Genomic DNA, 23,170 nt, shown 5'->3' on the forward strand with positions numbered 1-23,170 from the left:
CAATCATACTTACTTGAGTGCCGGGAAACTTAGCAAGCTCAAAAGACGGAGGCGGGGCTGGAGCCACGGATGGCGGAAGCTGCCACCTGAGACAAGGGAGAAATCCCTTTTTTTTGTAGACAGAGGTAGGGGTGATAAGAGGGCTTAATTAGATAGAATAAATATATACATAAGGACATATATTTTATTTAGTAGTTCACAATCGGAGGGGAAAAATGAAATATGCCATTTATGGAATTTCTTTAATATTTTTTAGTTTAATAATTTTACCTTCTATAATAGTTTTTGGTTTTAATTCTCACAAAACTTCCTCAACACCTGCGAGTGAGGTCAAGCTTATTGATGGAGGGAAGCTAGTAAAATTAGACAATTTAGATAATACAGATTTGTACCATACAGTGAATGTCTTTATAACAAATCAAAACAAAATCCAGAAAATGGATTTAGAAGAGTATGTAAAAGGAGTAGTTGCTGCAGAAATGCCTGCAGAATTTGAAATGGAAGCTTTAAAGGCACAAGCTGTTGCAGCGAGGACTTATGCGCTCTCAAAAGAAATAGCTTTGGGAGGTAAGGGCTGCGAGTTACATCCGGGGGCTGATGTGTGCACCGATTCTGAACATTGCCAAGCATGGCAATCTGAGGGGGAGCTGAAGGAAAAATGGGTAGAAAATTTTGATAAATACTATGCTAAAATATCTCAAGCAGTAGAAGATACAAAAGGGCTTGTATTAGTTTACGATGATGCTTTAATTGTGCCAGCTTATCATGCTATAAGTGGAGGAAAAACAGAAAATTCTGAGGAGGTATGGCATAGCAAAATTCCCTATTTAAGAAGTGTTGTTTCTCCTGGAGAAGAAGTAGCATCAAAATATAAAACTACTGTTGTGGTATCAAAAGAGGAATTTATAAATAAATTAAAACAAAAAGAGCCTTCTTTGAAGTTGAATAGTAGCAATATTTTAAATCAAGTAAAAGATGTAGAAAAAACACAAGCTGGGCACGTTAAAACGTTGAAAATAGGGAATATAACCTTTAGCGGAGAAGAAATAAGGGAGGTATTTAATCTAAACTCTACAAATTTTAGCTTTGAGGCACAAGGAAATAACATTGTAATAACTGTCATAGGTTATGGTCACGGAGTGGGAATGAGTCAATATGGGGCAAATGCATTGGCAAAACAGGGTAAAAAATTTGATGAAATATTGAAATACTATTATACAGGAGTAGAAATAGTAAAAATCGAAAATTTATTAAAAATACAGCACTGATAAAGTGCTGTACAGACTGTAGACAAACTTTCGTAAAGTAGATATTTTGCATAAGGAGCGACTTGTTACAAAGCGGTAACAAAACTTAACAAGACCGAGGGTGGAGGCAGGGCCGAAGCCATGGATGGCGAAGGCGGGCACCTTAAGGCATGGATGCCGATTGTGCCCGGTACCCTGCCGGAACCTAAAGGTCGAGCTTTAGTTTTGTCACTTTGGAACATCGGAGCGCCGATGCAAAATATCTACTTTGAATATTTTTTAACTTTGTCAACAAACTGTACAGCACTGATAAAGTGCTGTATTTTTTGTATAAATAATTAAGTTAGTGGTTAAAATACCATTTGGAGGTGAAAATGTGAGAATAAACAGGGAAAATTTAATAAGATTTTTTGATAGAAAGGGTTTTTACATAGTATTATTTTTATCCATAGTAGTGATAGCCGCTACATCAATATATGTTACTAATAATAATTTAAAAAAATTAGAAGAACTCAAAAAAGCACAGCAAGAAGAAATTAATTCGGCTATTGAAAGTGATTGGGGTTATAAAAGAGAACTAGCGCAAGCTCAGGGAAAAAAAGAACAGCAAAATAATTCTACAACTGTTATCAGTCAACAAGAAGAAAGTAACGTATCTGACAAAAAAGAAAATCTTCAACCAGTAACAAAAAATAGTGACGAAGTTAAAAGTTCAGGGAAAAATGATAGTTTAACAAACAGTAAAGTAACAACTGCTATGGCAAGTAATACCTCTACTATAAAAAAGGATAATAGTTTATCTTCTGCGAAATTAGTTTTACTGAAGCCTGTAAATGGAGACATAATATTAGAATTTGCCAAAGATAAGCTTGTATTTTCAAAAACCCTTCAAGAATGGACAACTCATAAAGGTGTAGATATTGGATCAAACTTAGGAGAACCTGTATTGTCAGCTATGGATGGAATTGTGACAAAAGTATATAAAGATCCAAAATTAGGGAATACTGTTGTTATAAAAAATGGAAAATGGGAAACGCGGTATGCAAATTTAGACGATGAGATTTTAGTAAAGGAACAAGAAAAAGTAGTAAGAGGACAGCAAATAGGGAAAATAGGAGTATCGGCAAAGTTTGAAGTTGGAGAAGGCCCCCACTTACATTTTGAACTTTTAGAAAATGGAATACCTTTTGACCCAATAGCATATTTTAAATAAGAACACCTGTTTAAGAAAGACTTGAATATTTTCCGTATTCAAGTCTTTTTTGTTTTTATAAATATTCTAATGGCTTTGTTTTGGCATATACATATTAATGAGATTTGAAAAATTTAAAGGGGGTTTTGGTTTTGAAAGATTACATAGAAGAAAGAACTTTGGAAATATCAAAATACATAATAGAACACAAAGCAACGGTAAGAGAAGCTGCAAAGGTTTTTGGAGTTAGCAAAAGCACAGTTCACAAAGATGTGACAGAAAGGCTTCCTGATATAAATTTTGAATTATATAAAGAAGTGAGAGAGATTCTGAGTAAAAATAAAGCAGAAAGGCATATAAGAGGAGGAAAAGCCACCAAAATAAAATATCAAAAACTGAACAATAAATTTTAAGAAAATAAAAGAGGATTTTGTAAATTTGTAGCGAATTAATAAATTGATAATAAATTAAACATTTCGGCATTAATGTCGATAATTTAAATGGATGCCATTTTTGTCGAAATACATAAGAAAGGTGTGTTTGGATGTTTGCGATCTCTAAGGATATCGGAATTGACCTTGGCACGGCATCTGTCCTGGTCTACATCAAAGGGGAAGGGATTGTTTTAAAAGAACCATCAGTTGTAGCAATTGATAGAACTACTAATAAAATTCTTGCAGTTGGCGAAGAAGCACAAAGAATGGTAGGCAGGACGCCAGGGAATATATTAGCTATAAAGCCTCTAAGGGCGGGAGTAATTTCTGACTACGAGATTACAGAGAAAATGCTTCGGTATTTTATAAACAAATCCTGTGGGGGAAGGTTTTTATTAAGACCGAAAATAATGATTAGTATTCCAAGTGGCGTAACACAGGTAGAAAAAAGAGCTGTCATTGATGCAGCATTACAAGCAGGAGCGCGAAAAGCTTATCTCATCGAAGAACCTATTGCAGCAGCCATAGGAGCAGGATTAGATATATCACAGCCAAGTGGAAATATGATTGTAGATATTGGAGGAGGCACCACTGACATAGCTGTAATTTCTTTGGGGAGTTCAGTGGTGTCTAAAAATATTAAAGTAGCAGGTGATAATTTTGATGGGGCAATTATCCGTTACATGAGGAAAAAGTATCACATCATAATAGGAGAAAGAATGGCAGAAGAAATAAAAATAAATATAGGTACTGCCTATTTTGATGGCAAAGAAGAGAAAATGCTAGTAAAAGGGAGAAGCTTAATATCTGGTTTGCCTCAAAATGTAGAAGTGACTTCCAGTGAAATATGTGAAGCATTAAAAGAGCCTCTTGAAGAAATTGTTGAAGCTGTACACAGTGTATTAGAAAGAACACCTCCTGAATTAGCGGCGGACATAAGTGACAAAGGGATAGTACTCACGGGGGGCGGAGCGTTGCTAAAAGGAATGGACAGGCTTTTAAGGGAAAGGATGAATACACCTGTGTATCTTGCAAATGACCCTATAAGTTGTGTGGTTTTAGGTACGGGGAAAGCATTGGATTCTCTTGAATTATTAGAAAAATCAGAAACTGTAATTGATGTATACAAAATCGATAAATAAGAAGGTGATTTTATGTTAAGAGGGCTTTACACTGCCTCTTCGGGGATGATTACCCAAACTAAGATAATGGATGTTTTGGCGAATAATCTTGCAAATGTTAATACAGTAGGATATAAAAGAGATGTGGTAGTTACTTCCTCTTTTCCAAATTTTGAAGTAACAAGACATGGGGGCGATAACATACCGCCTAACGGGAAAATTGGAAGAATGGATTACGGGGTGTTAGTTGATACTTTTCATACAAATTTTGAAGAAGGGGCTTTTTCTCAAACCAATGGTAAGTTAGACTTTGCGATAGATGGCAATGGCTTTTTTGTGATAGATACCCCTAATGGTCAAAGATACACAAGGGATGGTTCTTTTACTTTATCAAAAGATGGATATTTAGTTACACAAGAAGGATATATTGTAGAAGGGGAAAATGGGCCTATACAGTTGTCACAAGGAGACATTTCTGTTGATGAGATGGGTAATATAATAAACAATGGTCAATTTGTGGACAGGCTTAGAATTGTGGATTTTGATAATTATGATGGTTTAAGAAAAGAGGGCAATAATTTATTTTTTATAGATAACAGTACCAATGTACAGGTTATTCCTGCAACAGGGAAAATAAAACAAGGTTTTTTAGAACAGTCAAATGTGAATTCAGTTAAAGAAATGGTAAATATGATAAGCGTGATGAGAAATTATGAATCAAATCAGAAGGTTGTAATTGCTTTTGATGAGACTCTTGGAAAAGCTGTTAACGAAGTTGGAAAAGTATAAGGAGGGTAAAAGCTTATGATGAGAGCATTGTGGTCTGCGGCATCTGGTATGACTGCTCAGCAACTTAATGTAGATGTCATTGCGAATAATCTAGCAAATGTAAATACTACTGCTTTTAAAAGGGATAGAGCAGAGTTTAAAGATTTAATATACCAAACTTTACAAAGAGAAAATGTTTATGGTGGCCAAGGTAAACCTGTCAATATGCAAGTAGGGGTAGGAGTAAGGCTATCAGCAATTGTAAAAGATTTTACTGGAGGAAGTCTCCAGCAGACAGACAATCCTTTGGATTTGGCATTAGATGGAGAAGGCTTTTTTGCAGTTTTAGGACCTGATGGCAAGGTTTATTATACAAGAGATGGAAGCTTTAAATTGAGTCCTAATGGGAATAATTTGATGCTTGTAACAGCAGATGGGTATCCCGTACTAGATGACAGCGGTAATCCCATAGTTTTTGACAGCACTGAAAAAGATATATCGGTATCACCTATGGGTGTGATAAGCGTAAAAAATCCTGACGGAACTACTCAAGAAGTAGCTACTTTAGGAATCTATAATTTTGTCAATACTCAGGGACTTTTAAGTGTGGGTAGTAATCTCTATGAGCCAACAGAAGCATCAGGACAGCCTGGTACAAGAGATGACTTTGAAGGAAGAATGGGTAAAGTCATGCAAGGATTTTTAGAAACCTCCAATATTCAAATTGTTAAAGAAATGGTGGATATGATTGCGGCACAAAGAGCTTATGAGATAAATTCAAAGGCTATACAAGCAGCTGATGAAATGCTGGGAATTGCAAATAATCTGAGAAGATAGTTATAATTGAAAGGAATGACATTGCATGGAAATAAATCCTATAAGTAATAATGCTGTAAATAAACTGCAAATTGATTTGCGAAAAGATGGAAGTGATTTTGAACGAATAATACAACAGGCAATAAAAGACAAAGACAAGCAAAAACTTAAAGAAGTATGTCAGCAATTAGAGGCGACTTTTATAGGGCTTATGTTAAATGAGATGAGAAAGACAATTCCAGAAGATTCATTGACCGGAAATAGCCTGGCGAAGGATGTTTTTACTTCTATGTTATACGATAAATATGCTGAAATGTTGGCGCAAAATGGTTCTTTTGGACTGGCTGACCAAATATATAATCAACTTTCTAAGAAAGTTTGAAAGGGTGCTTGCCCTTTTTATTTTTCATTTTTTTGTGATATAATCAATGATAAGCCACTGTTTTGTCATATCTTCTAATTCCGCTAAAAAGAGGTGGTTAAAACAGTTGACAAAAATATATAAAAATATATAAAAACCTATTGGATACGTTATATACCTTCCTTATCCCAATTTCTCAAAGTTTGTATTGATACTCCTAATTTTTTAGAAAACTCACCTATTGAATACATTACAATCACCTCAATCATATTATATCTCAAATGTAGTAGAAGTTATAAACAAAAAAAGTTAAAAAAAGTGGTAAAGGAAGTGCTTGAGCGTGAGATTCAAGAAGAATGAAGAAAAAATTATACTATGCAAAAAGATAGCTATACACCCAACAAAAGAACAAATAGAGTGTATAGAGAGGGATAGTAACTTATGTAAAATACTTTACAACACCTATCTACGCCAGAGGATTGAATATTATAACTGTTATGGTAAAACTATAACAATGTCAGAGCAAAGAAGTCAGATTAAATTATTAAGAGAGCAAAATACAGAGTATGCTAAAGTATATGCAAAACATTTACACGCAGTTTGCATAGATTTAGATACAGATTATAAGAATTGTTTAAAGAAAAGAGCAAATGGTAAAAAATCTAAACTTCCAAGATATAAAAATAAAGATTACTTTTACCCATTAAAAACACCGAAAGAATATGTAAAAATAAATGACAATAAAATTAAGTTGGGTTTTTATGAGTTTGATATAGATATTAATGAAATACCTAAAAATTATGGTGAAGTATGGATAATAAAGTCAAGAAATAAGTATATGCTTTCAATAACCTATGAAGTAGAGAAAATAGAAAACAATTCAAACAATATTTTAGCAGTTGATTTAGGTATTTCTAAATTTATAACAGGAATAAGCCAAGATGGTAAAGTTATTGAGATTATAAATCCAAGATACGATAAATACTGGAACAAGAAGATAGATAAAGTAAGGTCAATGAGAGATAAAAAGAAAAAAGGAAGTAGAAGATATAAAAAACTTACAAAAACATTAAACAGGTTGTATGAAAAGAGAAGAAAACAGCAGGAACACTTCATTCATGCAATAACAAAGTATTTAGTATTAAACAATAAAGAAATAATATTAGGCAATCTGTCTCAAGAACAGATGGTAAAAAAATCTAAAATGAAAGCTCTAAACAGAAGTATAAAGGAAAATTGGGGAGTGGGTAAATTTAAGACAGTATTAACATACAAGGCAAAATTGCATGGTGTTAATATTGTCTATATCGATGAAGCCTATACTTCTAAAACATGCTCAAATTGTGGTAGAAAACAAGATATGAATTTATCCAAAAGAGTGTATAAGTGCCAATGTGGTATGGAATTAGATAGAGATATAAACTCAAGCATAAACATATTTAACAAGTATAAAGGGAATAAAGAGTTAAATTACAAAGAAATAAGTCAAGTAACTACTCTACATTTCCGATATGGGAAATTAGTTGCTTGACTTAAAGAAAGGAGTGAACAAAAGTACCGTTGGCTCACGGTATGGCATTGTAGAGAGATGCCATTATGTACACTAAGCCATAAAGGCTTGAGTGTATGAGTAAAACCTATAAATATTGTAGATAATTTTAGATCTTTATAGGTTTTACAGAGCTGAAACATAGGGTGGAAAATAAAGACATAAGAAAAATTCTTCCTCATAGATATCCTTTTTTATTAGTGGATAGAATAATAGAAATTGAAGAAGGTAAAAAAGCTGTTGGAATAAAAAATGTGACAGCTAATGAACCTTTTTTTCAAGGGCATTTTCCAGACAATCCTATAATGCCAGGAGTTCTTATTGTTGAGGCATTGGCACAAGTAGCAGGTATTGCTGTTATGAATATAGAAGAATTCAAAGGTAAATTAGGGCTTTTCACAGGGATTGATAAGTGCCGCTTCAAAAAAGTAGTAAGGCCGGGAGACCAACTTGTTTTAGAAGTTTTAATAGATTCTATAAAGATGGGGCTTGTTAAAGCTAAAGGTGTTGCAAAAGTTGGAGATGAAGTTGCAGCTACTGCAGAGCTTATGTTTATAATGACTGAAGAAGGATAGGAGGCTTAATATATGTCGACGGCTAAAAAAGCTGTAAAAGCAGCTAGCGTCATAATGATAATAACTTTATTAAGTAAAGTATCTGGATTTTTGAGAGAAATAACTTTTGCTGCTAAATTTGGTACTTCTGTTTCCATGGATGCCTACAATATAGCAACTGTTATACCTATGACACTTTTTGTGGCGGTAACTGCCGCAATAGCTACCACTGTTGTGCCAATATTTACCGAATACTTTCAAAAAGAAGGAAAGCAAAAGGCATTTGATTTTATAAATAACCTTTTAGGTGTTGTATTGGTTGCAACAGTAATTTTAACTTTCTTGGGTTTTACATTCGCACCTTATCTTGTAAAATTTGTGGCGCCAGCTTTTACTGGAGAAAAATTTGAGTTGACAGTAAAGATTACGACTATATTATTGCCTACAATGGTGTTGATAGCTGCATCTAATATTTTTACTGGTGCTCTTCAGGCGATGGAACATTTCACTGTTCCTGCCATGATTGGTATACCTTACAATATTATTGTAATAACAGTAGCAATTTTATATGGGGGCAAATTTGGAATTACTGCAGTAGCTTATTCTACAATTATCGCCACTTTTATACAAACATTAGTTCATTTGCCTGTTTTATATAAATTAGGTTACAGATTCAAGTTGAGAGTGAATTTTAAAGATGAAGGAGTAAAAAGAGTCATTTTATTAGCAATGCCTGTGCTTGTGGGGACAGGGGTGCAGACTATAAATGTTTATGTGGATAGAGTGATAGCTTCTTTTTTGCCTGACGGAAGTATTGCGGCATTGAGTTATGCCAATAGGCTTAAGACGTTTGCATTAGGTGTTTTTTCAACATCAATTGCAACTGCTATATATCCTGTTTTATCGCAACATTCAGTAGCAGACGACAAAGAAGGTTTTCTAAAAAGTTTAAATTTTGTAGTAAGTGGTATTTTATATGTATTAATACCTGTATCAGTTGGTGCAATGGTACTCCGAGTGCCTATAATAAAAGTATTATTTGAAAGAGGAGCTTTTGATGAGAAGTCCACATATCTTACCTCAATCGCCCTTTTTTATTATGCCATAGGAATGACTGCGTATGGCCTTAGAGATGTCTTAAGTAGAAGTTTTTACTCTATGAAAGACACAAAAACTCCCATGATAAATGGTGCCATGGCTGTATTATTAAATATTGCACTTAATTTAATTTTGGTAAGATATTTAAAATTAGGAGGACTTGCTCTTTCTACTTCTATTGCAGCCATATTTGCTACTTTTCTTTTATTTACTTCTTTAAAAAGAAAACTTGGTAAAATAGGCGGGAAATACATGTTTATGAGTTTTATAAGGGCAATGTTTGCATCAGTTGTAATGGGGGTTGTAGTGCATTTTGTGTATAATAATATGATTATTAAGATGCCGTCAGATAAAAGAATTTATGAGGTTATAGTCTTGTTTATGACCATATTAATTGGAACTATAATTTACTCTGCCATTGTATTAATCACTGACAAATCTGCCCTCTCTTATTTTAAAAAAGGCATAAAATTTGTAAATTCTAAACTTGTAAGAAATTAATTTAAAAATGAGGTGATATCATGAAATCAAAGGTATATTTTTACAATCTGAGAGCGAATAAAGCCAGCAGTAGTTTGTCTTCCAAAGTAGCGAGAATTTTTGATGTAGCAGGTTTTAAAAACATTATTGATAAAAATGACTTGGTAGCTATAAAAATTCATTTTGGAGAAAAGGGAAACAACGCTTACATCAACCCTATATATGTAAGAAAAGTGGTTGACAAAATTAAAAGTCATGGGGGAAAGCCCTTTTTAACAGATACAAATACTCTTTACAAAGGTAGTCGTTCAAATGCAGTTGACCATTTGACAACAGCAATTGAAAATGGTTTTGCATATGCTGTTGTAAATGCACCAATAATAATTGCTGACGGCATTTTAAGTAAAGATTCTGTAGAAGTGAAAATTGACAAAAAACATTTTGATACTGTAAAAATTGCTTCAAATATTTTTTTTGCAAACTCAATGATTGTAATGTCACACTTTAAAGGTCATGAATTGGCTGGTTTTGGAGGAGCCATCAAAAACTTAGCTATGGGGTGTGCACCTGCGGCAGGAAAACAACAGCAGCATTCAACAGTGCAGCCTGTTGTAGGAAAGGGATGTACCGCATGTCAAATGTGTATCAGGAATTGCCCCGTAAATGCGATATCTTTGGTCAATGGTTCAGCTTATATTGACCCTTCTATATGTATAGGGTGTGGAGAATGCGTGTCCATTTGTCAATATGGCGTGATAAAGCCTCAATGGGGAACTGATATGGATGCTTTTGTAGAGAGAATGACGGAATACGCATATGGCGCTTATTCTACAAAAAAAGACAAAATTGCTTTTATAAATTTTGTCATGAATGTTACACCACTTTGCGATTGTACGCCTTGGAGCGATGCGCCGATTGTCCCTGACATAGGAATATTGGCTTCCTTTGACCCTGTTGCCATAGATCAGGCAAGCTATGACCTTGTGAATCAGCAATTTGGCCACAAAGGCACAGCTTTAGAAGAAGCGGGATATGGCATGAATCCTGGAGAAGACAAATTTAAAGCTTTGCACCCTGAAACAAAAGGAGAACTACAATTAAAATACGGCGAAGAAATTGGCTTGGGTACAAGAGATTATGAACTTATTGAACTAAAATAGCAGGTTAATCCTGCTATTTTTTTTAAAATTTTTAATGATTTTTGACAACGTTTATAGTATTATATTATTAGAGAAATCAACGGGAGATAAAGGAGAGAAATTTAATGGAAAAGTATTTTGTTATAATTTCCATAATTTCGGTGGTAACTCTAATATTGCTTTTATTAGTTCTGATAGCTTTTGTTAAATGGACGGATAAAATTTTTGGAATTGAAAATGAGAAAAAAGGGAAAAATGACAAAGATAAAAAAGAAAAAAATAATTAATATGGCATAAAAAGGAGTGATACTTTGGAAATAGGTTTTAAAAGGAATGAGGTAAAAGGAGTAGTTTTTTACACAATACCTTCTTTTGAAAAGACAGGGCTAGTCAAACACCTTTTTACTACTAGAATTGGCGGTGTAAGCAAAGGCAAATACGCTTTCTTGAATTTAAGCTTAAAAAGATATGACACTAAAGAGGAAGTCTATGAAAATTTTAAAATAATATGTGATATTGGCGGTTTTTCATATGAAGATATGGTTTTTTCAGAGCAAGTTCATGGTGATGTTATAAAAAAGGTGACTTACGAAGATAAAGGCAAAAACTTTGGTGGAAGTGATATCTCTGGTGTAGATGCCCTTATGACTAATGAAAGAGGCATTCCTCTTGTTACATTTTATGCCGACTGTGTGCCTTTGTTTTTCTTAGACCCTGTCAAAAAAGTTATTGCCCTTGCACACGCAGGATGGAGAGGCACAGTAGCCTACATTGGGCCTAAAACAGTTAATGCCATGAAAGAAGAATACGGCTCAAATCCCAAAGATATACTTGTAGGGATAGGCCCTTCTATATACAAATGCTGCTATGAAGTAGGTGATGATGTTGCGAATAAAATTAAAGATGTTATTGATGAATGGGAAAAAGTTCTTGTGAAAAAGGCGGAGGGCAAATGGATGTTGGATTTACAGCTTACCAACTACATTGAACTTATAAATACTGGCATACCAGATGAAAACATTACAGTAAGCCAAATGTGCACCCATTGCAATAGTGAATTTTATTCCTATAGAAGAGACAAAGGCATGACAGGCAGTATGGCAGCTTTTATGGAACTTAAGTAGTTTTTCTTTTATGATATTTGTTCTAGTGTATAAATTAAAGAAATGGTTATTTTTGTTTTTTGTATATTGACTATTTCTATATTGGGTAATATAATCAAATTGAATAATATGATAATATAGTAAATGAAAATAGTGAAAGAGGTGATAAGAATGAGAGTAAATGCTACAGAATTCAAAACAAGAGTTGGTAAATACTTGGAATTAGTTGATAAAGAAGAAATTATTATAACGAAAAATGGACGTGAAGTTGCAAAACTTATTCCAGCAAAAAAAGAAGGTACTCCAAATGCAGATTTTTTGTATGGAATTTTATCTGACTATCCTAACAAAAATATATCTGCTGAGCAAATACGGGAAGAAAGAATAAGAAATAAATACAATTAAAGGGGAGGGAAGATTACCCGTTAAATAACAATATGGATATAATAGGTTAAATGATGAAAGTGTTAATTGATACTAATGTTATTCTTGATGTTTTATTAAAAAGAACTCCCTTTGACGTAGATGCTTATAACATATTAAAATTAGCGGAAGAAAAAAAGATAGATGCTTATTTAGCTGCTTTTTCAATTACAGATATATATTATTTCATAAATAAAAACCTTTCTCACAATGATAGCATAAAAACATTAGAGGCTTTGTTAAGTATAGTAGAAGTAGTGAGTATAACAAAACATGACATAAAGAGAGCAATGAATTTTAAGGAGTTTAGAGATTTAGAAGATGCTCTACAAATGCAATGTTTGAAAAAATTAAAAGGTGATTTGATTATTACAAGAGATGATGAATTCCAAAAAATAACTAATAAAGCAATATCACCAAAAGATTTTTTATCCAATGAGGGCTTAACTTAAAAACCAATACAAATGCTACCATACTTTTTATGCCATAAGACCTATTAAGGTCTTTTTTATTTTATCTAAAAACTTTTGTTCACAACTTATGCAATTTACTAAATATTCCGCTACAATTCCTGCCATATTTATGGTATATTTTTTGCATAATATACATTGAAGGGAGGCTTGTCACTATGATTGAAAGGATTTTTGAAATTATACAAAAAGAGGATAAAAAGAATCCTTTAACAGATGACCAAATAGCCGCAATTCTCAATATTAAAAGAGAAGATGTGACACAATTTAGACTGAAAAATAATATTCCTGACTCAAGAGAAAGAAGAAAACCTTACCTTTTAGAAGATGCAAAAAAAATAATTTCAAAGCACCCAAATATTTCAGATAGAAATTTGACAAAACAATTAAATAATTTAGGATATAATATTTCTCGTTTTGTAGCTACACAAATAAAAAAGGAAATTTTGAAAGATAAAATTGCAGATAATTTAGTGCAACGAAGTACTATTAAAAACGATACTGTAAATTTTGAAACTCCTAAAACAGCTAAAAGCTTACTCTCATTTAAAGAGATTATTGGAAGCGAAGGAAGTCTTAAAGTGCAGATAAGCCTTGCAAAAGCTGCAGTACTTTATCCTCCCCATGGATTGCATACTTTAATAGTAGGACCATCTGGATCTGGAAAAAGCCAGCTGGCTGAAGCAATGTACAACTATGCAATAGAGTCTGGAAGATTTAATGAAAATGCGCCTTTTGTAGTTTTTAACTGTGCTGATTATGCGGATAATCCACAACTACTCATGGCGCAACTTTTTGGTTATGTAAAAGGCGCTTTCACAGGGGCTGATACTGCAAAAGCGGGATTGGTAGAAAAAGCTGATGGTGGAATTTTGTTTTTGGACGAAGTCCACAGACTCCCCAGTGAAGGACAAGAGATACTCTTTTATTTGTTGGACAAAGGAAAATTCAGACGATTAGGGGAAACAGAAAGTACTAGAGAGGCACAAATTATGCTTATTGCTGCTACTACTGAAAATCCTGAATCTTCGCTATTACTTACTTTTAGGAGAAGAATTCCTATGGTGATAGAACTTCCTTCTCTTTCAGAAAGACCTCCCCAAGAAAGATATGAAATTATACATCATTTTTTCTCAAAAGAGTCTTTTAGAATTAATAAATCGATTATTGTAAAAAAAGAGGCAGTAAGAGCTCTTATGCTTTATGACTGTCCGGGGAATATAGGGCAGCTAAGGAGCGATATTCAAGTTGCTTGTGCGAGGAGCTTTTTAAATTCATTAGGGAGTAAAAGCTCTTCATTGACAATAGACCTTTCAGATTTACCTAACCACGTAAAAATGGGGATAATCAGAGTAAATAAAAGAGATCCCGAAATAGAAAGATATTCAAATGAAGACATTATGGTGTATCCTGACAAGGAAATTAAGTTATATCCAAAAGAAGATAGATATATGCTGCCTGATGAAATATATCAATTTATAGAAGAAAGGTTTATTGACTTAAAAAGACAAGGACTTACAAAAGAGGAGATAGATAAAATTCTCGGGAAAGAGATAGAGGCGGAGCTGAAGAAATTTGCTGTAAATGTAAAATCTAACATAACAATTTCAAAAAAAGAATTGACAAACATAGTAGGAGAAAAAATTGTAAATGCTGTTGAAAAAGCATACGAGATTGCTAAAAAAAGTTTTAAAAACTTAGAGGATAATCTCTTTTATTCCCTTGCTATACACTTAAGTGCTGCTTATGAAAGAATATTAAGCGGCAAACCAATAATTAATCCTCAACTTGAAAACATAGTGAAAGAATATCCTGTTGAGTATTCTATTGCTAAAATTATGGCAAAACAAATTAACAAAGAATTAGAAATACAGCTGCCTGATGAAGAAGTGGGCTTTATTGCTATGTATCTAAGGACATTCTCAGGGGACAAAGAAATAACTAAAGGCAGAGTGGGCGTAGTTGTGCTTACGCACGGCCATGTTGCAAGTGGCATGGCAGAGGTGGCAAATAAACTCTTAGGGGTAAATCATGCAGTCGGTATAGATATGGCTCTTGATGAAAGCCCAGAATCTGTTCTTGAGAGGACAATTGAAGTAGTGAAAAGAATAGACGAAGGCAAAGGCTGCATTATTTTGGTTGACATGGGTTCACTTATTACCTTTGGCGAAATTATAACCAAAAGGACAGGGATACCTACAAGAGTGGTAGGAAGAGTAGATACGGTTATGGTGTTGGAAGCTGTCAGAAGAGCTATTATACCTGATACTAATTTAGATGAAATAGCAGATGCGTTAGACGTAGATAAAACATATATAGGAAGAGTTGAAGGTATAAAGAGTAAAGATAAGCTTCCAAAAGCAATTGTAACTGTATGTATTACAGGAGAGGGAACAGCGTTAAAAATAAAGAAATATATTGAAGATGTCTTACCACAACTAAAAGATGATTACAAAATAATACCTGTTGGAATGCTCAGGCAGGAAGATATTGAAAAAGAAATTTCAAAAATAAGAGAAGAAAATGAAGTGGTAGCTTTTGTTGGTACAATAAATCCCGGCATAAAAAGTATACCTTTTATATCTGTTGAAGATATTTTACATGGCACAGGGATTGAAAAATTCAAAAAAATTGTCAATTTAGAGAAAGAAAATCCTTTACAAGAAGTAATACAGGAAGACCTTATTTTTCATGATTTAGATATTTCTATGAAAAGTGATGTCATAGATAAATTAGTGGAGATATTGCAAGATAAAGGCTATGTAGATGAAAGGTTTTTACTAAGTGTATACAAAAGAGAATCAATGGGGGCGACTTTTTTAAAAGGAGGAATTGCGATACCTCACGGTTATCCAGAACATGTCATAAAACCTGCCATTGCAATTGCTAAACTAAAAGAACCTATTTATTGGGAAGGAGAATTTAAGGCAGATTTGGTCTTCATGATAGCGCTAAAGGAAGATTCAAAGGATTATTTTATGTATTTGTATCAAATTTTAACTAATGAAAAAATATTAAATGCTATGAAGAATGCTAAAAATCCTGGCGAAATAAAAAATATTCTTACAAGATAGTACAAAAGATGCCAAATTATTGGCACGGATTTTGCAAAAGAAATATAGTGACTCAACGAGGAGGTAATATTCAATGAAGCTTACAGAGTTTTTTCATAAAGAATTAATCGTAACTAACCTAGAAGCTAAAAACAAAGAAGAAGTATTTGAGATACTTTATAGAAAGTTGCTAGAAAATGGCTATGTTAAAGAGAGTTTTTTGGAAGGAATTGTAAATAGAGAAAGAACTTTTCCTACAGGATTGCTTCTTAATGGTAATAACGTAGCAATACCTCATACTGATGCGGAACACGTTTTAAAGCCAGCAATTGCTGTAGCGACACTCTCTAAACCAGTGGTATTTAAGAATATGGCTAATCCACAAGAAGATGTAAACATAAGGATAGTATTTATGATAGCTTTAAACTCAGCTCACAGTCAAGTGAAATTACTGCAGCAGCTTGTAGAATTAATACAAAGCGAAGAGTTACTGCAAAAAATTTTAAGTGTGAAGGGTGGTGAAGAGGTAATAGAGGTAATAGAAAGTTATGAATTAAAAAATCAAGTAGGGAAGGTGAATTAACATCATGGGAGTAGATAAAAAGAAGACTATTCTAGTGGCCTGTGGGACAGGAATTGCAACTTCAACGGTTGTTACAGAAAAGATTTTAGACGCATGTAAAAAAGAAAAATTAGATGTAAATGTGATTCAATGCAAAGTTTCAGAGATTAAAAGTTATGCAGAAAATGCTGACTTTATAGTCACAACAACCATTTTAAAGGATAGTTTTGGGAAAAAGAGCATTAATGCACTTCCTTTGATAACTGGCATTGGAGAAGAACAAGTTTTAAAAGAAATTATTGAAGAAATAAAAAAGTGAGGTGTGTAATATGAGTGTAATTAAGTATTTGTTAGATTTAGGGGCAACAGTAATGCTCCCAATAATAATTTTTATACTTGGCCTTATCTTAGGAGAAAAACCGGGAAGAGCATTTCGTGCAGCTCTTACCATAGGAATAGGCTTTATAGGAATAAATTTAGTAATAGGTTTACTCGTTAATAATTTGGGCCCTGCAGCTCAAGCGATGGTAAAAAACATGGGAGTGAAATTAAACGTAATAGATGTTGGTTGGCCGGCTTCGGCAGCAATTGCTTTTGCTTCAAAAGTGGGTGCTTTGGTAATTCCAATAGGACTTGTTGTTAATATTATAATGTTGGCTACAAGGCTTACCAAAACTGTAAACGTAGATTTTTGGAATTATTGGCACTTTGCTTTTACAGGAGCACTTGTAACGGCTGCCACAGGAAGTTTGACACTAGGATTAATAGCGGCAGCAATTAATGCAGCTATTGTATTATTCCTTGCTGATTGGACAGCTAAAATGGTTCAAGATTTCTATGGTTTGCCAGGCATCTCGTTACCCCATGGCTTTTCTGCAGCTTATGTCCCTATAGCAATTCCATTGAACAAGCTAATTGATAAAATACCCTATATCAATAAAATAGAGGCAGATCCCGATACTATTAGTAAAAGATTTGGTATATTTGGTGAACCAGTTGTAATTGGATTAATTTTAGGTTTAGTTTTAGGTGTGTTGGCTAAATACGATGTAAAAGCTACTCTTAACTTAGGTATGTCAATGGCGGGTGTAATGTTTTTAATGCCCAGAATGGTTAGGATACTTATGGAGGGACTTATCCCGATTTCAGAAGCGGCAAAAGTTTTTATGCAAAAAAGATTTAAAGGAAAAGAATTTTATATTGGCCTTGACTCAGCGGTGGCAGTAGGACATCCCGCTGCTATATCTACAGCATTGATTTTAGTGCCTATTACAATTTTCCTTGCGGTTATATTGCCGGGCAACAATGTTTTACCGTTTGGAGACTTAGCTACAATACCTTTTATGATAGCAATGATTGCACCAATTACAAAAGGGAATGTATTTCGTTCAGTTGTGATTGGAACAATAGTAATAGCTGTAGGATTATGGATTGCGACAAATGTTGCACCACTGCTTACACAAGCTGCAGCCGAGGCGGCCTTCAAGTTCCCTACAGGTGCTACAGAAATTTCAAGTATATGTGATGGTGCTAATCCTTTAACATGGGTAATTTTACAGATAATGAAATTATTCTAATATAAATCAAAGTTTTAATGGGTAAAAATTAAGGAAAGGAGTTTTAGGTGATGATTGTTTCAAATAAAAAACATGTAAAAGGGATAGAAATTAAAGATGACAATATGAAAAATGTCATAAAAAGAGTATTAATTACACCAAAAGAAGGCTGGGAAGGATATGTGATGAGGTTATTTGAGATAGGTTACGGCGGCTATACTTTAAGGCATAGTCATCCATGGCCACACATCAACTATGTAATAAAGGGTAAAGGGAAACTTCATATTGATGGTACAGATTATGATATAGAAGAAGGTTCATTTGCATATATTTCCTCCAATAAACTTCATCAATTTATAAATACAGGAGAGGAAACATTAGAACTTATTTGTATAGTACCTGAGGAAGGCGATACGAAGAGGTAATTTAGATAATATTATAAAGGAGGTTTTAAACTATGGAACTATCAAAAGAAAAATTGCTATGGATGTATCAAAAGATGGTAGAAATAAGGCAATTTGAATTAAAAGTAGACGAACTTTTTAAGAAAAATATGATATGGGGGACATGCCATCTATACGTAGGAGAAGAGGCAACGGCAGTAGGAGCATGTGCAGCTTTAAACCCAGATGACTATATAACAAGTACTCATAGAGGACATGGACATACAATCGCAAAAGGAGCAGACCTTAAAAAAATGATGGCAGAACTATTGGGCAAAGAGACAGGCTACTGCAAAGGAAGAGGAGGCTCCATGCATATAGTAGATGTTTCTACTGGTAATTTAGGAGCCAATGGAATAGTAGCGGGAGGAATACCAATAGCAACAGGAGCCGCTTTAGCATCAAAATTGAAAAAGGACAACAAAGTCACCATTTGCTTTTTTGGAGATGGGGCAGCAAACGAAGGAGTGTTTCACGAATCGCTAAACATGGCGGGTTTATGGAAACTTCCAGTTGTGTATATATGCGAAAACAACCTTTATGGAATGTCAAATCCAGTGTCTAAATCCACAGCAGTAAAAGATATAGCCCAAAGAGCAGAGTCCTACAACATGCCTGGTGTAATAGTAGATGGCAATGACATAGTAGAAGTATACAAAGCAGTAAAAGAGGCGGTAGATAGAGCAAGAAGAGGTGAAGGGGCTACACTAATAGAGAGCAAAACATACAGATGGTTAGGCCATTCCAAGAGCGATCCAAGGGTTTATAGGACAAGAGAAGAGGAAGAAGAATGGAAGAAAAAGGACCCAATAAAGAGATTTGAAAAATACCTCGAAGAAACGACAGATATAACAAAAGATGAACTAGAAGAGATAAACAAAAAAGTAGAGCAGGAAATAGAAGAAGCGTATCAATTTGCAATAAATAGTCCTGATCCACGAGTAGAAGACCTAGCAAAATATGTTTATGCATAAGGAGGGAGAAACAATGACAGAAAAGCTATATATAGATGCATTAGCAGAAGCCATAAGAGAAGAATTTGATAGAGACCCTAATGTCTTTATGATGGGAGAAGATATTGGGATATACGGAGGAGCTTTTGGTGTTACCAAAGGAATGTATGAAAAATACAAAGACAAACTAATAGAAACCCCAATATCTGAAGCAGGAATAGTAGGGGCAGCGGTAGGTGCGGCACTAGTAGGAATGCGACCAATAGTAGAAATAATGTTTTCGGATTTTTTAACTCTTCCTATGGAATGGATAGTAAACCAAGCGGCTAAACTGAGGTACATGACAGGAGGGCAATTAAAAGTACCTATGGTAATAAGGACACCTATGGGTTCAGGCACGGGGGCAGCAGCCCAACACTCTCAAAGTTTTCCTGCAATATTTGCACATATTCCAGGGTTGAAAGTAGTAATGCCAGCAACACCTTATGACGTAAAAGGGTTGCTGAAAGCAGCTGTAAGAGATGATAATCCAGTACTATTTTTCGAGCATAAACTCTTATACTGGACAAAAGGAGAAGTGCCAGAAGAGGACTACATTGTACCCATAGGAAAAGCCGAAATAAAAAGAGAAGGAAAAGACATAACCATAATAGCTGGGTCTATAACAGTTCCAAGGTCTTTGGAAGCGGCAGAAGAACTCAAAACCTATGGAATAGACGCAGAAGTCATAGACATAAAAAGTCTGTCTCCATTGGATGAAGAAACAATAGTTAAATCAGTAATAAAGACAGGTAAAATACTAATAGTAGAAGATGACAACAAAAATTACGGTTGGGGAGCAGAAGTATTATCAAAATTAGTAGAAAGTGAAGCCTTTGACTATTTAGATTATCCAATACAAAGATTAGCAGGTAAAAATGTACCAATACCCTACAACCCACAATTAGAAAGAGCGGCTGTACCTCAAACAGAAGATATAGTACAGAAAGTAAGAAGCATATTTGATAAATAGAGGTGATACAATGGCAAACATAGTCACAATGCCCAAATTAGGAATGACAATGACAAGTGGCAAAATAACAAAATGGTTAAAGAATGAAGGGGAACGAGTAGCACAAGGAGAACCGCTTTTAGAAATAGAAACAGATAAAGTCACAATGGAAGAAGAAGCCTCCTTCAGTGGAGTTCTTTTAAAAATACTTGCAAAAGAAGGAGAAACAGTGCAAGTAAACCAGCCAATAGCAATAATAGGACAACAAGGCGAAAACATAGAAGACCTATTAAAACAATCAAACGTTATAGAAGAACAAAAAGAGCCTCAACAAAAAGAAGCAGTAGAAGCCAAAGAACCTATCTTAGAACAACAGCAAACCTTAAAACCTACAAAACCAAGAGCAACCCCTGTAGCAAGGAAAATAGCAAAAGAACACGGAATAGACCTAACACAAATAAAAGGAGGTGGCCCTTCTGGCAGGATTCAGAGAAAAGATGTAGAAGAATACCTTAAAAACTTACAACAAAAACAATTGCCAATTCAAGAAGAACCAAAGTCTCAACCAGTTACCTATACAAAAACAATACCACTTGTAGGTATGCGCGGGATAATAGCCAACAAAATGAAACAAAGCGTAAACACTGCTCCTCACTATTATGTGACAATGGAGATAAACATGGAAGAAATATTAAAACTAAAAGACACATTGAATCAAAAACTACAAGATACAAAAATAACTATAAACACAATTCTCATAAAAGCCTCCAGCATCGCAATAAAAGAATACCCGATAATCAACTCCTTTGTCCAAGATGACCAAATAATACTGAAAGACCAAATAAACATAGGACTTGCTGTAGCATTAGAAGAAGGTTTAATAGTTCCAGTGATAAGAGAAGCTGACAAAAAAGGTTTAAGCGAAATAGCATATGAAGAAAGGCAACTTATAGAAAAAGCAAGAGAAGGAAAACTCACCCCAGACGAATACAGTGGTGGCAGTTTTACAATATCAAATCTTGGAATGTTTGATGTAACAAGATTTACGGCAATAATAAACCAACCGGAAGTGGCAATACTTGCTGTAGGCAAAATAAAAGACACGCCGATAGTACAAAACGGACAAATTGGAATAAAGCCAATAATGGAAGTGACATTGTCATCAGACCATAGAGTAATTGATGGGGCTGTTGCAGCAAAATTTTCAAAGAGAATAAAAGAAATATTAGAAGATCCACTACAACTTATGCTATAATTATGAAAAAAATAGGAAGTGATAAACATGTACACTTATATGAAAGCGATGCTTTATTGCCTTCACTGCAATGAAGAGACAGAACATACTATAACGTATGAAGATGGTATGATAAAAAGTATAAGATGTGAAAAGTGCGGTACTGAACTAGAAATAAATAAAGAAAACCTTAAAAAGAACTATGCAGAGGATTTTATAGAAAGGATATTGACAAAACCACAAAGAATGACAAAAGAGTTAGAGGAAGATATTGGCTTTTTTCTGTTTTCACTGCCTGTAAGAATAATTACAAAACCTTATAGGATCTTAGAAGAAGTAAAAGAAGATATAAAAAAATCTAAGACAAAAAACCGTGATACCAAGTAAAATTTGTTTTTCCTCCCTTGTTTTCTGTATAATTATTATACACAGTAAAAACAAGGGAGGTATTTTTATTGAACAAAAATACATACACAATCGTTATAATTTACCTCTTGATGATGCTCATAGGAATAATAGAAAATGTCAAAGGACCCCTTATACTGAGCATTAAAACCTTTTATAGTATCGACTATACAATGATGGGTTTGTTTTTATCTGTAGGAAGTTTAGGGTTTATTTTGTCAACTTTTTTTGGAGGGTTTTTAACAGAGAAGATAGGGAGAAAATTAGTTCTTTTAAGTGGTTTATTACTTATACTACTAGGTATAATTGGAATTTCAATGGCACCCAATTTTATTTTATTCCTTCTTTTTGCCTTTATTATGAATATGGGGATGGGTTCTGTGGAAATAGGCATAAATGCCATTGCTGCATTGGTATTTATAATGAATCAGGCAATAATGATGAATTTGCTTCATTTTTTTTATGGAGTGGGAGCTATTATATCCCCTAATATAACTGTGAAATTGCTTCATTTTAACTTTACGTGGCAGTTGGTATATTTGAGTGTAGCAGCTTTAGCTTTCACTCTTATACTGGCTACTTTGGCTATTAAAATACAAGAGGGACAACATATAATAAAAGAAAAAATAAATTATGGCGAAATATTAGGGAATAAAAGAATGTGGCTTTTTGCAATTATGTTAGGTTTTTATGTTGCTTCTGAACTTGGTGTAGGAAATTGGGCTGTTACATTTTTAAGGGAATGGTATAAGATGGATAACACAATAAGTTCTCTATACCTTTCCATTTTCTTTGCAACTTTCACATTAGGGAGATTATTTGGCGGTTTTATTGTCGAAAAGGTTGGATGTCTTAAAAGCCTTTCAGTTTTTTCGCTTTGTGCTGCAGTGTTTATTGCAATAGGCATGTTGTCGAAAAGCTTAGCCTTTTCAATTTCTATTTCAGGCTTTTTTTATTCAATAATTTTTCCAACCGTCATTGCCACAATTATGAAAGAATTTAAAAAGCACGTCAGTGCTATAATTGGTATTACTGTAACCATAGCCTCAACCATAAATATGTTTGCAAATTTTTTGATTGGCAAACTAAACGACCTCTTTGGCGTTTTTGTAGGTTTTTCTGCAATATTGGTATTTATGATTGTAGTAGTTTTTATGTCGTTGATTTTATCTCAAACAATTAAAAAAGAGGTTAGTGAATAATTACTTTTAAAAATTT

Annotated in this window: 26 protein-coding genes; 25 read left to right on the top strand and 1 reads right to left on the bottom strand. The window is 33.9% G+C overall.

Features of this window, described 5'->3' with window-relative positions:
- Positions 1-215 precede the first annotated feature (215 nt).
- From spoIID to M663_RS0104945, 7 genes are all read left to right on the top strand, one after another.
- Positions 216-1,268 carry a stage II sporulation protein D gene (gene spoIID, locus M663_RS0104910; RefSeq protein WP_029688150.1) on the top strand — a complete coding sequence of 351 codons (1,053 nt, stop codon included), beginning with the start codon at positions 216-218 and terminating at the stop codon, positions 1,266-1,268.
- A 355-nt stretch (positions 1,269-1,623) separates the two neighbouring features.
- Positions 1,624-2,460, top strand: coding sequence for a M23 family metallopeptidase (locus M663_RS0104920; RefSeq protein ID WP_029688151.1), 837 nt, complete (start codon positions 1,624-1,626; stop codon positions 2,458-2,460).
- A gap of 131 nt (positions 2,461-2,591) precedes the next feature.
- Positions 2,592-2,852, top strand: coding sequence for a sporulation transcriptional regulator SpoIIID (gene spoIIID / locus M663_RS0104925; RefSeq protein ID WP_029688152.1), 261 nt, complete (start codon positions 2,592-2,594; stop codon positions 2,850-2,852).
- Positions 2,853-2,983: 131 nt separating this feature from the next.
- Positions 2,984-4,015 (top strand): rod shape-determining protein, encoded by a 1,032-nt coding sequence (locus tag M663_RS0104930; RefSeq protein WP_029688153.1) that lies wholly within the window; start codon positions 2,984-2,986, stop codon positions 4,013-4,015.
- A gap of 12 nt (positions 4,016-4,027) precedes the next feature.
- Positions 4,028-4,783: a flagellar basal-body rod protein FlgF gene (flgF, locus tag M663_RS0104935; protein ID WP_029688154.1), complete on the top strand. Its 756-nt coding sequence runs from the start codon at positions 4,028-4,030 to the stop codon at positions 4,781-4,783.
- Positions 4,784-4,798: 15 nt separating this feature from the next.
- The gene (gene flgG / locus M663_RS0104940; RefSeq protein WP_003867294.1) at positions 4,799-5,599 is read left to right on the top strand and encodes a flagellar basal-body rod protein FlgG; all 801 of its coding nucleotides are present in this window, start codon (positions 4,799-4,801) and stop codon (positions 5,597-5,599) included.
- Between the two features lie 25 nt (positions 5,600-5,624).
- Positions 5,625-5,960, top strand: a complete 336-nt coding sequence (locus M663_RS0104945) for a rod-binding protein (RefSeq protein ID WP_003867293.1) — start codon at positions 5,625-5,627, stop codon at positions 5,958-5,960.
- A gap of 149 nt (positions 5,961-6,109) precedes the next feature.
- Here M663_RS0104945 and M663_RS15260 read toward each other — a convergent pair whose 3' ends face one another.
- Positions 6,110-6,208, bottom strand: a complete 99-nt coding sequence (locus M663_RS15260) for a MerR family DNA-binding transcriptional regulator (RefSeq protein ID WP_003867292.1) — start codon at positions 6,206-6,208, stop codon at positions 6,110-6,112.
- A 71-nt stretch (positions 6,209-6,279) separates the two neighbouring features.
- Between M663_RS15260 and M663_RS0104955 the strand changes: the two genes are divergently transcribed.
- The 18 genes from M663_RS0104955 to M663_RS0105040 all read left to right on the top strand — a co-directional run bounded on the left by M663_RS0104955 (position 6,280) and on the right by M663_RS0105040 (position 23,154).
- Complete coding sequence (locus M663_RS0104955) at positions 6,280-7,470, top strand: RNA-guided endonuclease TnpB family protein (RefSeq protein ID WP_003867291.1); 1,191 nt, start codon at positions 6,280-6,282, stop codon at positions 7,468-7,470.
- 164 nt (positions 7,471-7,634) lie between these two features.
- A complete protein-coding gene (gene fabZ, locus M663_RS0104960; protein ID WP_003867290.1) occupies positions 7,635-8,063 on the top strand; it encodes a 3-hydroxyacyl-ACP dehydratase FabZ in 429 nt (142 codons plus the stop codon).
- A 12-nt stretch (positions 8,064-8,075) separates the two neighbouring features.
- Positions 8,076-9,641, top strand: a complete 1,566-nt coding sequence (murJ, locus tag M663_RS0104965; protein WP_009051975.1) for a murein biosynthesis integral membrane protein MurJ — start codon at positions 8,076-8,078, stop codon at positions 9,639-9,641.
- Positions 9,642-9,661: 20 nt separating this feature from the next.
- Positions 9,662-10,780 carry a DUF362 domain-containing protein gene (locus tag M663_RS0104970; protein ID WP_029688155.1) on the top strand — a complete coding sequence of 373 codons (1,119 nt, stop codon included), beginning with the start codon at positions 9,662-9,664 and terminating at the stop codon, positions 10,778-10,780.
- A 104-nt stretch (positions 10,781-10,884) separates the two neighbouring features.
- Entirely contained in the window at positions 10,885-11,046 is a 162-nt protein-coding gene (locus M663_RS15265) for a hypothetical protein (protein WP_004399944.1), read from the top strand.
- 24 nt (positions 11,047-11,070) lie between these two features.
- Positions 11,071-11,883, top strand: a complete 813-nt coding sequence (gene pgeF, locus M663_RS0104980) for a peptidoglycan editing factor PgeF (RefSeq protein WP_004399943.1) — start codon at positions 11,071-11,073, stop codon at positions 11,881-11,883.
- Between the two features lie 150 nt (positions 11,884-12,033).
- The gene (locus M663_RS0104985; protein WP_003867285.1) at positions 12,034-12,267 is read left to right on the top strand and encodes a type II toxin-antitoxin system prevent-host-death family antitoxin; all 234 of its coding nucleotides are present in this window, start codon (positions 12,034-12,036) and stop codon (positions 12,265-12,267) included.
- A 53-nt stretch (positions 12,268-12,320) separates the two neighbouring features.
- Positions 12,321-12,737: a PIN domain-containing protein gene (locus M663_RS0104990; protein ID WP_029688156.1), complete on the top strand. Its 417-nt coding sequence runs from the start codon at positions 12,321-12,323 to the stop codon at positions 12,735-12,737.
- 176 nt (positions 12,738-12,913) lie between these two features.
- Positions 12,914-15,829 (top strand): sigma 54-interacting transcriptional regulator, encoded by a 2,916-nt coding sequence (locus M663_RS0104995; RefSeq protein ID WP_029688157.1) that lies wholly within the window; start codon positions 12,914-12,916, stop codon positions 15,827-15,829.
- Positions 15,830-15,902: 73 nt separating this feature from the next.
- Positions 15,903-16,391, top strand: coding sequence for a PTS sugar transporter subunit IIA (locus M663_RS0105000; protein ID WP_029688158.1), 489 nt, complete (start codon positions 15,903-15,905; stop codon positions 16,389-16,391).
- A 4-nt stretch (positions 16,392-16,395) separates the two neighbouring features.
- The gene (locus tag M663_RS0105005) at positions 16,396-16,689 is read left to right on the top strand and encodes a PTS sugar transporter subunit IIB (RefSeq protein WP_029688159.1); all 294 of its coding nucleotides are present in this window, start codon (positions 16,396-16,398) and stop codon (positions 16,687-16,689) included.
- Positions 16,690-16,699: 10 nt separating this feature from the next.
- A complete protein-coding gene (locus M663_RS0105010; protein WP_042805152.1) occupies positions 16,700-17,947 on the top strand; it encodes a galactitol-specific PTS transporter subunit IIC in 1,248 nt (415 codons plus the stop codon).
- 50 nt (positions 17,948-17,997) lie between these two features.
- A complete protein-coding gene (locus tag M663_RS0105015; RefSeq protein ID WP_029688161.1) occupies positions 17,998-18,351 on the top strand; it encodes a cupin domain-containing protein in 354 nt (117 codons plus the stop codon).
- A 32-nt stretch (positions 18,352-18,383) separates the two neighbouring features.
- Complete coding sequence (pdhA, locus tag M663_RS0105020; protein WP_029688162.1) at positions 18,384-19,343, top strand: pyruvate dehydrogenase (acetyl-transferring) E1 component subunit alpha; 960 nt, start codon at positions 18,384-18,386, stop codon at positions 19,341-19,343.
- Positions 19,344-19,356: 13 nt separating this feature from the next.
- Entirely contained in the window at positions 19,357-20,334 is a 978-nt protein-coding gene (locus tag M663_RS0105025) for an alpha-ketoacid dehydrogenase subunit beta (protein ID WP_029688163.1), read from the top strand.
- Positions 20,335-20,344: 10 nt separating this feature from the next.
- A complete protein-coding gene (locus M663_RS0105030) occupies positions 20,345-21,568 on the top strand; it encodes a dihydrolipoamide acetyltransferase family protein (protein ID WP_029688164.1) in 1,224 nt (407 codons plus the stop codon).
- Positions 21,569-21,595: 27 nt separating this feature from the next.
- A complete protein-coding gene (locus M663_RS0105035) occupies positions 21,596-21,934 on the top strand; it encodes a hypothetical protein (protein WP_029688165.1) in 339 nt (112 codons plus the stop codon).
- A 68-nt stretch (positions 21,935-22,002) separates the two neighbouring features.
- On the top strand, positions 22,003-23,154 hold the full coding sequence (locus M663_RS0105040) for an MFS transporter (protein WP_019907216.1): 1,152 nt from the start codon (positions 22,003-22,005) through the stop codon (positions 23,152-23,154).
- Positions 23,155-23,170: the final 16 nt, after the last annotated feature.

This window comes from Thermoanaerobacter sp. A7A (assembly GCF_000445185.1).
GTDB lineage: Bacteria > Bacillota > Thermoanaerobacteria > Thermoanaerobacterales > Thermoanaerobacteraceae > Thermoanaerobacter.

Bases quoted from the DNA above. Each gene is read 5' to 3' on its own strand.
- murJ (WP_009051975.1), top strand. From the start codon at position 8,076: ATGTCGACGGCTAAAAAAGCTGTAAAAGCAGCTAGCGTCATAATGATA.
- M663_RS0105005 (WP_029688159.1), top strand. From the start codon at position 16,396: ATGGGAGTAGATAAAAAGAAGACTATTCTAGTGGCCTGTGGGACAGGA.
- M663_RS0105000 (WP_029688158.1), top strand. From the start codon at position 15,903: ATGAAGCTTACAGAGTTTTTTCATAAAGAATTAATCGTAACTAACCTA.
- M663_RS0104995 (WP_029688157.1), top strand. From the start codon at position 12,914: ATGATTGAAAGGATTTTTGAAATTATACAAAAAGAGGATAAAAAGAAT.
- M663_RS0104970 (WP_029688155.1), top strand. From the start codon at position 9,662: ATGAAATCAAAGGTATATTTTTACAATCTGAGAGCGAATAAAGCCAGC.
- M663_RS0105030 (WP_029688164.1), top strand. From the start codon at position 20,345: ATGGCAAACATAGTCACAATGCCCAAATTAGGAATGACAATGACAAGT.
- M663_RS0105025 (WP_029688163.1), top strand. From the start codon at position 19,357: ATGACAGAAAAGCTATATATAGATGCATTAGCAGAAGCCATAAGAGAA.
- flgG (WP_003867294.1), top strand. From the start codon at position 4,799: ATGATGAGAGCATTGTGGTCTGCGGCATCTGGTATGACTGCTCAGCAA.
- M663_RS0104985 (WP_003867285.1), top strand. From the start codon at position 12,034: ATGAGAGTAAATGCTACAGAATTCAAAACAAGAGTTGGTAAATACTTG.
- M663_RS0104930 (WP_029688153.1), top strand. From the start codon at position 2,984: ATGTTTGCGATCTCTAAGGATATCGGAATTGACCTTGGCACGGCATCT.
- pdhA (WP_029688162.1), top strand. From the start codon at position 18,384: ATGGAACTATCAAAAGAAAAATTGCTATGGATGTATCAAAAGATGGTA.
- spoIID (WP_029688150.1), top strand. From the start codon at position 216: ATGAAATATGCCATTTATGGAATTTCTTTAATATTTTTTAGTTTAATA.
- M663_RS0104945 (WP_003867293.1), top strand. From the start codon at position 5,625: ATGGAAATAAATCCTATAAGTAATAATGCTGTAAATAAACTGCAAATT.
- M663_RS15260 (WP_003867292.1), bottom strand. From the start codon at position 6,208: ATGATTGAGGTGATTGTAATGTATTCAATAGGTGAGTTTTCTAAAAAA.
- M663_RS0105035 (WP_029688165.1), top strand. From the start codon at position 21,596: ATGTACACTTATATGAAAGCGATGCTTTATTGCCTTCACTGCAATGAA.
- M663_RS0104990 (WP_029688156.1), top strand. From the start codon at position 12,321: ATGAAAGTGTTAATTGATACTAATGTTATTCTTGATGTTTTATTAAAA.
- M663_RS15265 (WP_004399944.1), top strand. From the start codon at position 10,885: ATGGAAAAGTATTTTGTTATAATTTCCATAATTTCGGTGGTAACTCTA.
- flgF (WP_029688154.1), top strand. From the start codon at position 4,028: ATGTTAAGAGGGCTTTACACTGCCTCTTCGGGGATGATTACCCAAACT.
- M663_RS0105010 (WP_042805152.1), top strand. From the start codon at position 16,700: ATGAGTGTAATTAAGTATTTGTTAGATTTAGGGGCAACAGTAATGCTC.
- M663_RS0105015 (WP_029688161.1), top strand. From the start codon at position 17,998: ATGATTGTTTCAAATAAAAAACATGTAAAAGGGATAGAAATTAAAGAT.